We start from the raw sequence: 13,479 nt of genomic DNA, 5'->3' as shown, positions 1-13,479 counted from the left end.
GTCACGAATCGGTCGTAGTCGTAATTAAGTTGGTATACGCGGCCAGTCGCCGTCGCCAGCCGTCGGCGGGGTCAACCGCCCAGCTGAGCGACGTCCCGCGCGGCGTCCGGGCCCGCGTCCAGCAGGAGCCGGAACCCGTCCTCGTCGAGCACCGGCACCTTGAGGCTGGCGGCCTTGTCGGCCTTCGAGCCGGGGTTGTCCCCCACCACCACGAAGCTCGTCTTCTTGGAGACGGACCCGCTGACCTTGCCGCCCCGGCTCTGCACGGCCTCGGCGGCCTGATCGCGCGAGAACCCGGCGAGGGTGCCGGTCACCACCACCGTCAGCCCTTCCAGCGGGCGCGGACCCTCGTCGACCGCCTCCTCGGCCATCCGTACGCCGGCCTCGGCCCACTTGCGGACCACCTCGCGGTGCCAGTCCACCGCGAACCACTCCCGGATGCTGGCCGCGATGGTCGGACCGACCCCGTCGACGGAGGACAACTCCTCCTCCGAGGCCGCGTCGATGGCGTCCATGGAACGGAAGTGCCGGGCGAGCGCCTGGGCCGCCGTCGGGCCGACGTGCCGGATGGAGAGCGCCACCAGCACCCGCCAGAGGTCCCGTTCCCGGGCGACCGCGAGATTGTCCAACAGCTTGGTGGCGTTGCTGCCCAGGCTGCCGTCCTTGTTGACGAAGAACGGCGACCGGGACAGCTGCTCGGCGTCGAGCTGGAACAGGTCGCCCTCGTCGCTGATGATCTCCGCGTCGAGGAGGGCCGCCGCACCCTTGTAGCCGAGCACCTCGATGTCGAACGCGCCCCGGCCGGCGAGGTGGAACACCCGCTCCCGCAACTGCGCCGGGCAGCTGCGGGTGTTGGGGCAGCGGATGTCGACGTCGCCCTCCTTCGACGGCGCGAGCGGGGTGCCGCAGGCGGGGCAACTGGTCGGCATGACGAACGGCCGGGCGTCGACGGGCCGCAGGTCGACCACCGGGCCGAGCACCTCGGGAATCACGTCGCCGGCCTTGCGCAGCACCACCGTGTCGCCGATCAGCACACCCTTGCGCTCCACCTCACGGGCGTTGTGCAGGGTGGCGAGCGCGACTGTGGAACCGGCCACGCGCACCGGCTCGAGCACGGCGAACGGAGTGACCCGGCCGGTGCGCCCCACGTTCACGTCGATGTCGAGCAGCTTGGTGGTGACCTCCTCCGGCGGGTACTTGAAGGCGATCGCCCACCGTGGCGCGCGACTGGTCGAGCCGAGCCGGCCCTGGATGGAGACCGGGTCGACCTTGACCACCACCCCGTCGATCTCGTGCTCGACATCGTGCCGGTGCTCGGCGTAGTAGGCGATGAACTCGGCGACACCGGCCAGGTCGGGGACGACCCGCCACCGGTCGCTGGTGGGCAACCCCCAGGACTTGAGCGCGGCGTACGACTCGGACTGCGCCGTGGGCTGGAAGCCCCGGCGGGCGCCGATGCCGTGCACCACCAGGCGCAGTGGCCGGGTGGCGGTGATCCGTGGATCCTTCTGCCGGAGGCTGCCGGCGGCGGCGTTGCGCGGGTTGGCGAAGGGTGCCTTGCCCTGTTCCACCAGACCCGCGTTGAGATCGGCGAACGCGGCGATCGGGAAGTAGATCTCGCCCCGGACCTCCACCAGCTCGGGAACGTCCGGGAATTCGGCGGACGGGGTGAGCTGGCTGGGCACGTCCCGGATGCTGCGCACGTTGGCGGTGACGTCCTCACCGGTGCGCCCGTCGCCGCGGGTGGCGGCCCGGACCAGTCGACCCTTCTCGTAGGTCAGGTTGATCGCCAACCCGTCGACCTTCAGCTCGCACAGGTAGGGCACCGGGCCGCCCGCGTCCCGTTCGACCCGCTCGGCCCAGGCCGCCAACTCCTCGTCGGCGAAGGCGTTGTCGAGCGACAGCATCCGTTCGGCGTGGGTGACCGGGGTGAAGTCGGTGGAGAACGTGCCGCCCACCCGTTGGGTCGGCGAGTCGGGCGTCCGCAGCGCCGGGAACTGGGCCTCCAGCGCCTCCAGCTCGCGCAACTGCCTGTCGAAGTCGGCGTCGGGGATGGTCGGCGCGTCCAGGACGTAGTAGCGGTACTGGTGCTCGGTCAGCTCCTGGCTGAGGGCGGCATGCCGTTCCCGGGCCTGCGGCGTCGGCTCGGCCCCGGCCGCTGCCTCCTGCGCCGCGCTGACCTGCTGACCGATCTGCTCCTCGGACACACCGCCACCTTCGGACACGCCTGCGACCTCCCTGATCACGCTACTCCGGCACGGTATCGGGCCGGTGGGACAATCCGTCGCCCGCCCGCGCCGGGAGCGACGTCGCCCTCAGCCGGGATGCCCGGTGGGTGTCGACGAACCGCCCGACCACCCACCACCAGATGATCAGGTGAGGCGCGGGGTGATCGGGCAGCCGCGGTGTGGTTGGCGGGCGGCACGGGCGACGACGTGCAAGGATCGCCGGACGGTGCGACCGGCGGGTCGCCGTGAGGCGGAGGTACGGATGCCCGAGGCACTGCTCTGGGCGGTGGCGATCCTGCTGGCGGTGGCCGCCGGCTGGGCGTGGAACAGTTGGCGGCACCGGGTGACCAACCGACGTCCGGGCGCCCGGCCGGGTCGGGCCAGCACCGGCGGGCGTCGTCCCAGCCCGCCACGCCCCCGGGGCGGCGAGCGCCCGTCCACCCCGTCCCGCCGCCGCGACGCCGACCGGCACGACGACACCCCCGCGCCCGGTGAGATCTGGTGGGCCGACGTCCCGTACGCCGACGGCAGCGGGTCGAAGGTACGCCCGTGCCTGGTGCTGCGCGCGGACTCCAAGGGCGCCGACGTCCTGAAGATCACCAGCCAGGACAAGAGCGACCGGGACGACCACGTCCGGATTCCCACCCGGGACTGGGACCCTGGCGCGGAGCACGACAGCTACCTCAGCCTCACCGAGCCGATCCGACTCAACGCGGCCGCCTTCGCCGACCACGCCGGCCGCTGCGACGCCGACCTCTGGCGGAAGGTGCGCAGCCTGCGCCACCTGCCCACCACCTGACGCCTCTCGACCGCCCCTGCGGCGCGGCCGCCGGCCATGATCGACTCGGGTTCCTGAAAGTCGCGGTGTCCCGAGGCCTCGGATGCCCCGGTTTTCAGAACCCCGAGTCGATCAAGCCGATGAACCACGCCAGGCAGACCAGACCGAGACCCAGACCAGGCCAGACCGAGGCCAGGCAGGCCAGACCGAGGCCAGGCAGGCCAAGCCGAGACCCGGACCAGGCCAAGCCGAGACCAGGCAGGCCAGGCCGAGGCCCAGACCAGGCCGAGGCCCAGACCAGGCCGAGGCCCAGACCAGGCCGAGGCCCAGGCCAGGCCAGGCCGAGGCCCAGACCAAGCCAGGCCGAGGCCGAGTGGGGTCAGTCCCAGGCTGCGCCCAGGGTGGCGAGCTGGTCCGCGTACTCGATGCGGTCGGCCCACTTGCGCGGCCACGCGCTCATGCCGACGGCCGCGCCCAGGAAGGCGCCGGCGAGGGCGGCGATCGAGTCGGAGTCGCCGGCGGTGGTCGCCCCCCGGGCCAGCGCCGAAACCGGATCGTCGGCGTGCCGTACGGCGCAGAGCAGCGCGGTTGCCAGCGCCTCCTCGGCCACCCAGCCCTCGCCGGTGGCCCGACACGGGTCGGCGCCGTCGTCCGGCTCGGCCAGGGCGGTGGTCAGTCGGCGCAGCACTGCCAGGCAGTCGTCCCAGCCCTGGGCGATGAACTCCTCAGGAGTGTCGGAACCAGCGCGCTGCCAGAGGTCTCCCAGCCACCGCTCCCGGTAGACCAGGCGCTGCGACAGCGCCCGCTCGGTGAGCACCCCGGGAAGCTCGGCCAGCGGGACGCCGGTACGCAGCGCGAAGACCGCGTACGCGGTGAGTTCGCTGGCGGCCAGCCCGGTCGGGTGGCCGTGGGTCAGCCCCGCCTGCAACTGGGCCAACCCGGCGAGCGTGTCGAGGTCCGTGTCGAGCAACCCGACCGGGGTGACCCGCATGTTGGCCCCGCAACCCTTCGAACCGACCACTGTCGCCTCCTGCCAGCGCGTCCCACGGCTCAGTTCGGCGCAGGCGCGCAGGCAGGTCATGCCCGGGGCACGGTTGTTGTCCGGGCTGACCGCCCAGGTCAGGAAGCGCCGCCGCAGCAGTGGCTGCACCGCCTCCGGCGTGAACGACGGCGTCTCGTGCAGCGCCCAACCCACCGCCAGCGCCATCTGGGTGTCGTCGGTGACCAGCGCCGGCTCGCCGGACAGCTCACGCGGGCCGGCCGGGCCGTACCGGCGCTGGATCTCGGCGACGGTCAGGAACTCGGTCGGCTTGCCCAACGCGTCACCGTAGGCGAGGCCGAACAGGGAGCCGGAGGCGCGCAGCGCGGAGGTGTGGATCACGGCGGCCATCATGCCCGGCCGCCGCAACCCACCGCGGGCTCAGTCCCAGCAGAGGCAGAACGGGTGGCCGACCGGGTCGGCGTAGACCCGGAACCCCTCGCCCTCACCCGGCAGCCGTCGGGCCCCGAGCGCCAGCGCCGCCTTCTCGGCGGCCTCGATGTCGTCCACCGTCACGTCGAGGTGGAACTGCTGTGGGCGCTCCGGGTCCGGCCAGGCCGGCGGCCGCAAATTGAGCGCCTGCTGGAAGGCGAGACGTGGCTGGTGACCGGGCGGACCGCCCAGCACCACCCAGTCGTCTTCGGCGTCACCCTCGGCGAAGGGGATGCCGAGCAGCTCGGAGTAGAACGTCGCCAACGCCCGCGGATCCGGGCAGTCGAGCACCACTGAACGCAGCTGTCCAATCATGACCGTCATCCTGCCCAGCCGGTACGACAGGAAACCTCAGGCTTCGGCGAGGCGCCGGCCGGCGTCCCGGCACGCGGCGAGCACGGCCCGGGCGTACTGCGGGGTCGCGCCGGCGAGGCCACAGGCCGGGGTGACCACCACCTGCTCGGCGAGTTGCCGACGGGGAAAACCGAGGCGGTCCCAGAGTTGGCGTACCCGGTCGGCGATCTGGGCGGAGGTCGGCGCGCCACCGCCCGACGGCGGCCGGGTCGGCGCGGCCCCGGCCAACAACCCGAGGCCTGCGTCGAGTGCCTCGCCCAGCGGGTCGAGGTCGGTGACCAGGTCCAGGTCGAGGGCGACAGCGACGGCACCGGTCGAGCGGATCAGCTCCAACGGCACGTCCGGGGCGCAGCTGTGCACCAGCGTCGGCACGCCGACCGCCTCGACGACGGTGCGCAGCAGGGCGGCGGCGTCCACCGACTCGACCGCCCGGTACGCGCCCAACCCACTCTCGGTCGGCACCCGGCCGGCCAGCACGGTCGGCAGTGACGGTTCGTCCAGTTGCAGCAGCACCGACGCCTGGGGCAGCCGGCGGGCGACCGCCGCGACGTGCGCGCGCAGCCCCTCGGCGAGGGAGCCGGTGAGGTCGCGGACCGCGCCGGGATCGCGCAACAGCCGGCCACCGATCGGCAGCTCCAGGGAGGCGGCCAGCGTGAGCGGGCCGGCGGCCTGCACCTTGAGCGGCCCGGCGTACCCCTCGGCCTGCTCGGCGAGCTGGTCCAGGTCGCGTTCCATCAGGTCACGGGCCCGGCGCAGGTCGCGGCCCGGGCGTGGGGCGACCCGCCACCGCCCCGCGTACACCTCGACGGGCAGCTCGACGAGCAGCCCGGCGGATCGGCCGATCATGTCCGCTCCGGGGCCACGGGCCGGCAACTCGGGCAGGTGGGGCAGCTCGGGAAGCTCACCGAGGACCACCCGCTGAGCCTCGCCGATGTCGGTGCCGGGCAGCGAACCAATTCCGGTTGCCGCGCCGGCCGGCCATTGCCACGCCTGATCTGTCACGGGCGAAGGCTATCCCGCGAACGCCCAGGCCGTGCGGTCAGCCGGTGATGGTCGCGGAGCCGAGGACCACGTCGCCGGCCGGGTCCGGCCGGTACGCCACCACGGCCTGACCGGCGGCGACGCCGCGTACCGGTCGGCGCAGCTCGGCGTGCAGCCGGTCACCGTCGAGGGCGACGGTCGCCGGCACCACGTCGCCGTGCGCGCGCAACTGCACCTCGCACTCGACCGGCGCGTCCGGACGCGCGCCGCCGGTCCAGACCGGACGGACGGCGTGCACGTCGGACACCTCCAGCGCCTCGGCCGGCCCGACCGTCACCGTGTTGGTCTTCGGGGTGATGGAGAGCACGTAGCGCGGTCGGCCGTCCGGGGCGGGCCGGTCCAGGTGCAGCCCGCGACGCTGCCCCACCGTGTACGCGTACGCGCCGCTGTGGCTGCCGACGACGGCGCCGGTGGTGGCGTCCACCACGTCGCCGGGCGCCTCACCGAGGCGACCGGCCAGGAAGCCGCGGGTGTCCCCGTCGGCGATGAAGCAGATGTCGTGCGAGTCCGGCTTGTCGGCCACCGCCAGGCCACGCTCGGCGGCCTCCGCGCGGACCTGCGCCTTGGTCGAGTCACCGAGCGGGAAGATCGACCGGTCGAGCTGCTCGCGGGTGAGCACGGCGAGCACGTACGACTGGTCCTTGGCCAGGTCGACGCTGCGCCGCAGCAGCCCGTCCGCACCGAGGCGGGCGTGGTGCCCGGTCACCACCGCGTCGAAGCCCAGGGCCACCGCCCGGTCCAGCACCGCCGCGAACTTGATCTTCTCGTTGCAGCGCAGGCAGGGGTTCGGGGTACGACCGGCGGCGTACTCGGCGACGAAGTCGTCGACCACGTCCTCGTGGAAGCGGTCGGCCATGTCCCACACGTAGAACGGGATACCGATCACGTCGGCCGCCCGTCGGGCGTCCCGGGAATCCTCCAGGGTGCAGCAGCCGCGCGCCCCGGTCCGATAGGTCTGTGGGTTGCGGGCCAGCGCCAGGTGCACGCCGGTCACGTCGTGCCCGGCCGCCACCGCCCGCGCCGCCGCCACGGCCGAGTCAACCCCACCCGACATCGCCGCCAGAACCCTCACCGACGCACTCCCTTTCCCGTCCCCACCCGTTCCCCCACGACAACCCTATCCACCACCCCCGAAAACCCCACCCACCAGCCCGCGCAGTCACCCCCGCCCCTTCGCCCGCGCCGATCTTGCACTTTCTGCTGCGACATATGCCACATCAGACGCGAACCGACAACCGAAAGTGCAAGATCGCGCGGGCGAAGGGGCGGAGCGGGGAGGGCGAGGGCCGGGGGGGGGTTAGCGGGGGGTGCGGAGGGCGGCGGCTCGGCGGGCTCGGTCGACCGCCGCCGGGAGGGCCGCGATGAGGGCGTCGATGTCGGCCTGGGTGCTCGTGTGGCCCAGGGTGAAGCGCAGCGAGGAGCGGGCGCGGTCGTCGTCGGCGCCCATCGCGAGCAGCACGTGCGAGGGCTGGGCCACCCCGGCGGAGCAGGCCGAGCCCGTCGAGCAGGCGATGCCCTGCGCGTCGAGCAGCAGCAGCAGGGCGTCGCCCTCGCAGCCGGGGAAGGAGAAGTGCGCGTTGCCGGGCAGCCGGTCGGCCGGATCGCCGTTGTAGATCACCTCGGGCACCGCCCGGCGGACCCGTTCGATCAGGTCGTCGCGGAGCGCGGCGACCCGGGCCGCGTACTCCTGCTGGCCCTTCACCGCCGCCTCCACGGCGACGGCGAAGGCGACGATGCCGGCCGTGTCCAGCGTGCCGGAACGGATGTCGCGCTCCTGACCGCCACCGTGCAGCAGCGGCGTCGCCGGTACGTCCCGGGCGAGCAGGAGAGCACCCACGCCGGTCGGGCCGCCCAGCTTGTGGCCGGTGACGGTCAGCGCGGCGACCCCGCTGGCGGCGAAGTCGACGGGCACCTGACCGACCGCCTGGATGGCGTCGGTGTGGAACGGCACACCGTACTCGGCGGCCACGGCGGCCAGCTCGGTCACCGGCTGAACCGTGCCCACCTCGTTGTTCGCCCACATGGCGGTGACCACGGCGACGCGGTCGGCGTACGCGGCCAGCTCGGCGCGCAGGGTCTCCGGGTGCAGTCGCCCGGCGTCGTCCACCGGCAGCAGGCCGACCTCGGCGCCCTCGTGCTCGACCATCCAGTCGACCGCGTCCAGCACGGCGTGGTGCTCGACGGCGCTGGAGACCACTCGGCGACGGTCCGGGGAGGCGTCCCGGCGGGCCCAGAAGATGCCCTTGACCGCCAGGTTGTCGCTCTCCGTCCCGCCACCCGTGAAGATCACTTCGGACGGCCGGGCACCGAGAACGGCGGCGACCCGCTCGCGGGACTCCTCGACCCGGCGGCGGGCACGGCGACCCGCCGCGTGCAGGGAGGACGCGTTGCCGACCTCGCGGGCGGTGGCGACGTACGCCTCCAGTGCCTCGTCGAGCATCGGAGTCGTCGCCGCGTGATCCAGGTATGCCATCACCGTTCAGCCTACGGCCGTGTGGTCGGGACGCGGAGGCCGGAGGGGCCTCCCGCGCAACGGCCGGGGTGGGGATCCCCACCCCGGCCGGTCGCCTGCGTACCCGCTCAGGCGGGCACCGCGGTGACGACGATGTTGTCGCGGTACTTGCGGGCCTTGGCGTCGAACGGCCCACCGCAGGTGATCAGGGTCAGCCGCGGCTTGCCGTCCCGGGCGAAGTAGCGGTCCAACGGAATCTTGGTCTTGTCGTACTCCTCCCGGGCCACGACCCGGTACTCACGGGCCTTGCCGTCGCTGCCGGTCGCGGTCAGGGTGTCGCCCTGGTCGAGCTCCCGCAGCCGGAAGAACGCGCCCTTGCCCTGCTGGGCGCTGTCCACGTGACCGGCGATGACGATCGAGCCGGCGTCCGCCTCCAGGCCGGGACCGTACCGGTACCAGCCGATCTCGTCGACGCTCGGCGGCACCTCGAACTCGTTGGTCCGCTTGTTGATGCCCACCGCGTTGATCGTGGCCTTGACGTCGATCGCCGGGATGGCCAGCCGGACCGGCTTGACGGTCTCCGCCCCGGCCGGCAGCTCCCCGGTGGTCACCGGGACCGAAGGGCCCTCGGTCCCGGCGGCCGACGGGGTGGCGGTGGCGAGCTGGGCCGCCTCGTCGGCGCCCACGTCCTCGGCCGGCTGGGAGCCGCACGCCACCAGGGTGGCGACGGTGAGCGCGGCAACGCCGGCGGCCAGGGCCGCCAGCGCGCCGCGGTTGCGCACCGTCACTTGCGGCCGGTCCGCGCGGTGGCCATCCGCACCCCACCACCGAGCAGCAGGAGTACGCCGGCGCCGGTCAGCGCGTACCACCAGGTGTTCACGCCGGTGCCGGCCTGGCCGCCGTCACCGCTGGGCACGCCGCCCGGGGAGGAGTGCAGACCGGTGATGGTCTGCGCCACCACGTCGAGGGTCTTGCCCTCGGCGGAGCCGATCGCGTAGACGATCGTGGCGGTGCCCTCCTTGAGGTTGAGGTCGGCCGGGCCGATGGCCACGGTGTCGGTGCCGGCCAGCACCACGTCCGCCTTCACGTTGCCCGCGTCGACGTCGCCCTTGGCCTCGTTCGGGTTGGTGAGGTCCTCGAAGACCGGGGTGCCACCGGCGCGGACGTCGACCGCCGGGGCGGCGGCGGTGTGCCGGACGATCAGCCGGGCCTTGCCGGCGTCGACCTTCGAGACGTCGTTCACGAACGGGGTGATCTTCGGCTGGCCGGCGGCGTCGAGGTGCGCGGCGATGCTGATGTTCGCCCCGCCCGGCACCGCGGCGTTGTCGACCTTGAGGATCGCGCTGCCGATCGGCTCGCCCGGCTTGGTGAGCGCGATGTCGTAGTCGCCCTCCTCCAGGTTCAGCGGGCCGGCGACGTCGCCGGGCTTGAAGTTGTCGAGCGTCTTCTCGCCGTTGACGTAGACGTCGACGGGGGTGTCCGGGATGCCGTGCACGACGGAGACCTTCGACGTGGCGGCGTACGCGGGGGTGGCGGTTAACGCGCCGACGCCGGCGAAGGCCAGCGCGGCGACGGCGCCGCCCGCGGCGACCCGACGGAAGTACGAGAGCTGCATGTCTGCCTCCTGGTGATTACTGCTGATTCGTCAGGCCTGGCTTGCAGAACGGGTTACGCCGGCTCCGCGACGGACGGATGCGCCCCGGACGAACTTTTCTTTTCCGGCGTCACCCGCATCCGTTTCCGGGTCGGGGGACGAAGAGCAGGTGAGATGACATCGACCGGGAAAGTGGGGCGGGGGCTGTGGCGGCTACAGTCGGGTATGCCCCATCGAAGGCGAGCCGCCTGATGACGGCGCCACCCGAGAATCCAGACCCCCCGGTGGACGACACAGCCCTCCGGTTCCGTGCTGGCGACGAGGCGGCGCTGCGCGAGGCCTACGACCGTTACGGCCGTGCCGTGCTGCACCTGGCCACCACCATGCTGGCCAACCGCGCCGACGCCGAGGACGTGACCCAGGCGACTTTCGTCGCCGCCTGGCTGGGAAGGGACACCTTCGATCCCGCCAAGGGGTCGCTGATCGGCTGGCTGCTCGGCATCGGCCGGCGCAAGGTGATCGACCGGATGCGGGCCTCGGCCCGGGAGACGCGGGTCGTGGAGACGGTCCGGCAGCTGCCCGAGCCGGCGCAGACCGGCCCGGACCCGGACCGGGTGGTGGACCGGCTGGTCATCGCCGATGAGCTGGCCCAACTTCCGGACGACCAACGGCGCATGCTGGAGTTGGCGTTCTACGACGACCTGACACACCAGCAGATAGCGGCGATGACAGGTGTGCCGTTGGGCACCGTGAAGAGTCACATCCGACGCGGTATGGCGAGCTTGAAACGCAGATGGGAGGTGGACGGTGCAGCACCTGGACCACGACCGGCTGGTCTTTCTGGCGCTCGGTGAGAGCGAGGCGGACAACGGCGAGAGCACCCACCTCGGCAGCTGCGCGCACTGCCGGCGGGAGATGGAGACGCTTCAGCAGGTGGCCGGCCTCGGCGCGGAGACGCAGGGTCTCGGCGACCTGCCCGACCCACCGGAGCACATCTGGCAGGGCATCGTTGCGGAGGTCAGAGCGGCGGAGACACTGCCGTCGCTCCCCGACTCCCGGCGCCAGCACGTGCTGCCCGAGCAGCCGAACGGCACGACGGCCGAGCCGAGCACCGCCACCGTCACCCGCCTGGCTCCGACCGACCGGCCCCGCCGGGGCCGCGGCTGGTCCCGTTGGGCGTCGGTAGCGGTGACCGCTGTCGCCGCCGCGGCGGTGGGTGTGGTGGGCACGGCCTCCGTGCTGCGCCCGGACGACCCGGCTCCGACCCCGCCGCAGGCGGTGGTGGCGAGCGCGCCGCTGGCGGCGTACGGGGCGACGCCCCCGGCGGCCACTGGTGACGCGCGGGTTCTCCAGGACGGCCAACTACATCTGCATGTGGCGAATCTCCCGAGCGTCCCGGGGTACTACGAGGTCTGGCTCATCAATCCGACGACGATGGAGATGTTCTCGGTCGGCACCCTGGGGGGCGGCTCGGATGCGTTGCTTCCCCTGCCGCCGAATGTCGACCTCAAGAGCTACTCGGTGGTCGACGTCTCCGCCGAGCAGTACGACAACAACACCCGCCACTCCGGCGACAGCCTGTTGAGGGGCACCCTGACGGGCTGATCGGTGGGCCGGCTCAGCTCCCCGGCCCGCCGATCAGCTCCCCACACGGCAGTGGCCGCCCGTTCGCACGGGCGGCCACTGCTGTTGTCGCTGAGTTACTTGCGCTTGCGGATCTCCTCCGCGGCCTGCGGGACGATCTTGAACAGGTCGCCCACCACACCGAAGTCGGCCAGCTCGAAGATCGGTGCCTCGCCGTCCTTGTTGACAGCGACGATGGTCTTCGAGGTCTGCATGCCGGCCCGGTGCTGGATGGCGCCGGAGATGCCGAGGGCGATGTAGAGCTGCGGGGAGACCGTCTTGCCGGTCTGGCCCACCTGGAACTGGTGCGGGTAGAAGCCGGAGTCGACGGCCGCCCGGGACGCGCCGACCGCGCCACCGAGCAGGTCGGCAAGCTCCTCGACCAGCTTGAAGTTGTCGGCGTTGCCGACGCCCCGGCCGCCGGAGACGACCACGCCAGCCTCGGTCAGCTCGGGGCGGGAGCCCTTCTGCTCGGCGACCCGCTCGACGACGGTGGCCAGCTTGTCGGTGTCGGTGACCGATACGCTGAGCTGCTCGATCGCCGGAGTGGCCGCCGCCGGGGCGGGGGTGACCGAGTTGGGCCGGACGGTGACCAGCGGCAGGCCCTTGGTGACCTTGGACTTGACGATGGTGGAGCCGGCGAAGGCGATCTGCGTCGCGGTGCCGTCGGCGTCCAGGCCGACCACGTCGGTCAGGATGCCGTTGTCGAGCTTGACGGCGAGCCGGGCGGCGATCTCCTTGCCCTCCTGGGCGGAGGCCAGCAGAACGGCGGCCGGTTGCACCCGCTTGACCAGCTCGGCCAGCACCGTCGCCTTGGGGGCCACCAGGTAGCCGTCGATCTCGTCACCCTCGGCGGCGTAGATCTTCTCCGCGCCGTACTCGCCCAGCTTGCCGCTCAGCGCCTCGGCGGCGCCGGCGCCGCCGAGCACCACGGCGCTCGGGGTGCCCAGCTCACGCGCGAGGGTGAGCATTTCCAGGGTGACCTTCTTGACGCCGAATTCCTTGGTGGCTTCGACGACGACGAGAACCTCAGACATGTCAGAACCCCCCTCTCACACGAACTTCTCGGTGGCGAGGAACTCGACCAGCTTGACGCCGCCCTCGCCCTCATCAGTGATCTTCGCGCCGCCGGAGCGCGGGGGGCGCTTGGTGTGCTCGACGACGGCGCTGGTGGCGCCGTCGAAGCCCACCTCGTCGGCAGCGACCCCGAGGTCGGCCAGCGAGAGCGTCTGCACCGGCTTCTTCTTGGCGGCCATGATGCCCTTGAAGGACGGGTAGCGCGGCTCGTTGATGGTGTCCCAGACGGAGACCACGGCCGGGGTGGAGGCGGTGACCACCTCGTAGCCCTCCTCGGTCTGCCGCTCGACGGTCAGCGTCGCGCCGTCGACGGTGAGCTTGCGGGCACCGGTGAGCGCCGCGACACCCAGCCGCTCGGCGATCATGTGCGGCATGACCTGGACCCGACCGTCGGTGGACTCGGCACCGCAGATGACCAGGTCGGCGCCGAGCTGACCGAGCGCGGCGGCGAGCACCTTCGAGGTGGCGACGGCGCACGAGCCGTGCAGGGCGTCGTCCAGCACGTGCACGGCCTTGTCCGGGCCCATGGAGAGCGCCTTGCGGATCGACTCGGTCGCCCGGTCCGGACCCATGGTCAGGATGGTGACCTCGCCGCCGTGCGCCTCCTTGATCTTCAGCGCCTCCTCGATGGCGTACTCGTCCATCTCGTTGATCACGTTGTTCGCCGAACCGCGGTCGACGGTGTTGTCGTCATTGCGCAGGTTGCGGTCCGCGCCCGAATCAGGCACCTGCTTGACGAGTACGACGATGTTCATCGCGCTTCGACGACCCTCCTGTGTGGTGTTGCGATTCGCTCGCCCGGTCTGGGGCGCAGCGTCGCGCGTCGGTCGACGCCAGGTCAACCGAGGGCGGCTGTGCAGT

General features: G+C 72.4%; 13 protein-coding genes. 3 read left to right on the top strand and 10 right to left on the bottom strand.

Annotated elements, in window-relative coordinates:
• Positions 1–71 precede the first annotated feature (71 nt).
• On the bottom strand, positions 72–2,207 hold the full coding sequence (gene ligA / locus KBX26_RS09450; protein WP_030337172.1) for an NAD-dependent DNA ligase LigA: 2,136 nt from the start codon (positions 2,205–2,207) through the stop codon (positions 72–74).
• Between the two features lie 283 nt (positions 2,208–2,490).
• Here ligA and KBX26_RS09445 point away from each other — a divergent pair, with 283 nt between their 5' ends.
• A complete protein-coding gene (locus KBX26_RS09445; RefSeq protein WP_030337170.1) occupies positions 2,491–3,027 on the top strand; it encodes a type II toxin-antitoxin system PemK/MazF family toxin in 537 nt (178 codons plus the stop codon).
• Between the two features lie 358 nt (positions 3,028–3,385).
• Here the strand turns inward: KBX26_RS09445 and KBX26_RS09440 are convergent, their stop codons facing one another.
• The 7 genes from KBX26_RS09440 to KBX26_RS09410 form a co-directional block, all read right to left on the bottom strand.
• A complete protein-coding gene (locus KBX26_RS09440) occupies positions 3,386–4,396 on the bottom strand; it encodes an ADP-ribosylglycohydrolase family protein (RefSeq protein ID WP_374224243.1) in 1,011 nt (336 codons plus the stop codon).
• Between the two features lie 30 nt (positions 4,397–4,426).
• On the bottom strand, positions 4,427–4,792 hold the full coding sequence (locus tag KBX26_RS09435) for a VOC family protein (protein ID WP_030337166.1): 366 nt from the start codon (positions 4,790–4,792) through the stop codon (positions 4,427–4,429).
• Between the two features lie 36 nt (positions 4,793–4,828).
• Complete coding sequence (locus KBX26_RS09430; RefSeq protein ID WP_210865193.1) at positions 4,829–5,833, bottom strand: methionine synthase; 1,005 nt, start codon at positions 5,831–5,833, stop codon at positions 4,829–4,831.
• A 37-nt stretch (positions 5,834–5,870) separates the two neighbouring features.
• Positions 5,871–6,944: a tRNA 2-thiouridine(34) synthase MnmA gene (mnmA, locus tag KBX26_RS09425; protein WP_036412479.1), complete on the bottom strand. Its 1,074-nt coding sequence runs from the start codon at positions 6,942–6,944 to the stop codon at positions 5,871–5,873.
• 225 nt (positions 6,945–7,169) lie between these two features.
• The gene (locus KBX26_RS09420; protein WP_030331085.1) at positions 7,170–8,345 is read right to left on the bottom strand and encodes a cysteine desulfurase family protein; all 1,176 of its coding nucleotides are present in this window, start codon (positions 8,343–8,345) and stop codon (positions 7,170–7,172) included.
• 107 nt (positions 8,346–8,452) lie between these two features.
• Positions 8,453–9,112, bottom strand: coding sequence for a class F sortase (locus KBX26_RS09415; RefSeq protein ID WP_030331086.1), 660 nt, complete (start codon positions 9,110–9,112; stop codon positions 8,453–8,455).
• Positions 9,109–9,939, bottom strand: coding sequence for a DUF4397 domain-containing protein (locus KBX26_RS09410; RefSeq protein ID WP_210865192.1), 831 nt, complete (start codon positions 9,937–9,939; stop codon positions 9,109–9,111). Before KBX26_RS09410 ends, KBX26_RS09415 begins: the two co-directional genes overlap by 4 nt.
• 230 nt (positions 9,940–10,169) lie before the next feature.
• Here KBX26_RS09410 and KBX26_RS09405 point away from each other — a divergent pair, with 230 nt between their 5' ends.
• The gene (locus tag KBX26_RS09405) at positions 10,170–10,772 is read left to right on the top strand and encodes an RNA polymerase sigma factor (protein WP_210865191.1); all 603 of its coding nucleotides are present in this window, start codon (positions 10,170–10,172) and stop codon (positions 10,770–10,772) included.
• Positions 10,726–11,523 carry an anti-sigma factor gene (locus tag KBX26_RS09400; protein ID WP_210865190.1) on the top strand — a complete coding sequence of 266 codons (798 nt, stop codon included), beginning with the start codon at positions 10,726–10,728 and terminating at the stop codon, positions 11,521–11,523. Before KBX26_RS09405 ends, KBX26_RS09400 begins: the two co-directional genes overlap by 47 nt.
• A 95-nt stretch (positions 11,524–11,618) precedes the next feature.
• Here KBX26_RS09400 and KBX26_RS09395 read toward each other — a convergent pair whose 3' ends face one another.
• Positions 11,619–12,578 carry an electron transfer flavoprotein subunit alpha/FixB family protein gene (locus KBX26_RS09395; protein WP_030331091.1) on the bottom strand — a complete coding sequence of 320 codons (960 nt, stop codon included), beginning with the start codon at positions 12,576–12,578 and terminating at the stop codon, positions 11,619–11,621.
• A 15-nt stretch (positions 12,579–12,593) separates the two neighbouring features.
• Complete coding sequence (locus KBX26_RS09390; protein ID WP_210865189.1) at positions 12,594–13,373, bottom strand: electron transfer flavoprotein subunit beta/FixA family protein; 780 nt, start codon at positions 13,371–13,373, stop codon at positions 12,594–12,596.
• Positions 13,374–13,479 lie beyond the last annotated feature (106 nt).

This window comes from Micromonospora sp. C97, assembly GCF_018070385.1.
GTDB classification, from domain to species: Bacteria; Actinomycetota; Actinomycetes; order Mycobacteriales; family Micromonosporaceae; genus Micromonospora; species Micromonospora parva.
This window is presented reverse-complemented; position numbering and strand designations above follow the sequence as displayed.

Coding starts and splice junctions, on each gene's coding strand:
- KBX26_RS09445 (WP_030337170.1), top strand. CDS start 2,491: ATGCCCGAGGCACTGCTCTGGGCGGTGGCGATCCTGCTGGCGGTGGCC.
- KBX26_RS09440 (WP_374224243.1), bottom strand. CDS start 4,396: ATGGCCGCCGTGATCCACACCTCCGCGCTGCGCGCCTCCGGCTCCCTG.
- KBX26_RS09435 (WP_030337166.1), bottom strand. CDS start 4,792: ATGATTGGACAGCTGCGTTCAGTGGTGCTCGACTGCCCGGATCCGCGG.
- KBX26_RS09420 (WP_030331085.1), bottom strand. CDS start 8,345: ATGGCATACCTGGATCACGCGGCGACGACTCCGATGCTCGACGAGGCA.
- KBX26_RS09410 (WP_210865192.1), bottom strand. CDS start 9,939: ATGCAGCTCTCGTACTTCCGTCGGGTCGCCGCGGGCGGCGCCGTCGCC.
- KBX26_RS09405 (WP_210865191.1), top strand. CDS start 10,170: ATGACGGCGCCACCCGAGAATCCAGACCCCCCGGTGGACGACACAGCC.
- KBX26_RS09395 (WP_030331091.1), bottom strand. CDS start 12,578: ATGTCTGAGGTTCTCGTCGTCGTCGAAGCCACCAAGGAATTCGGCGTC.
- KBX26_RS09390 (WP_210865189.1), bottom strand. CDS start 13,373: ATGAACATCGTCGTACTCGTCAAGCAGGTGCCTGATTCGGGCGCGGAC.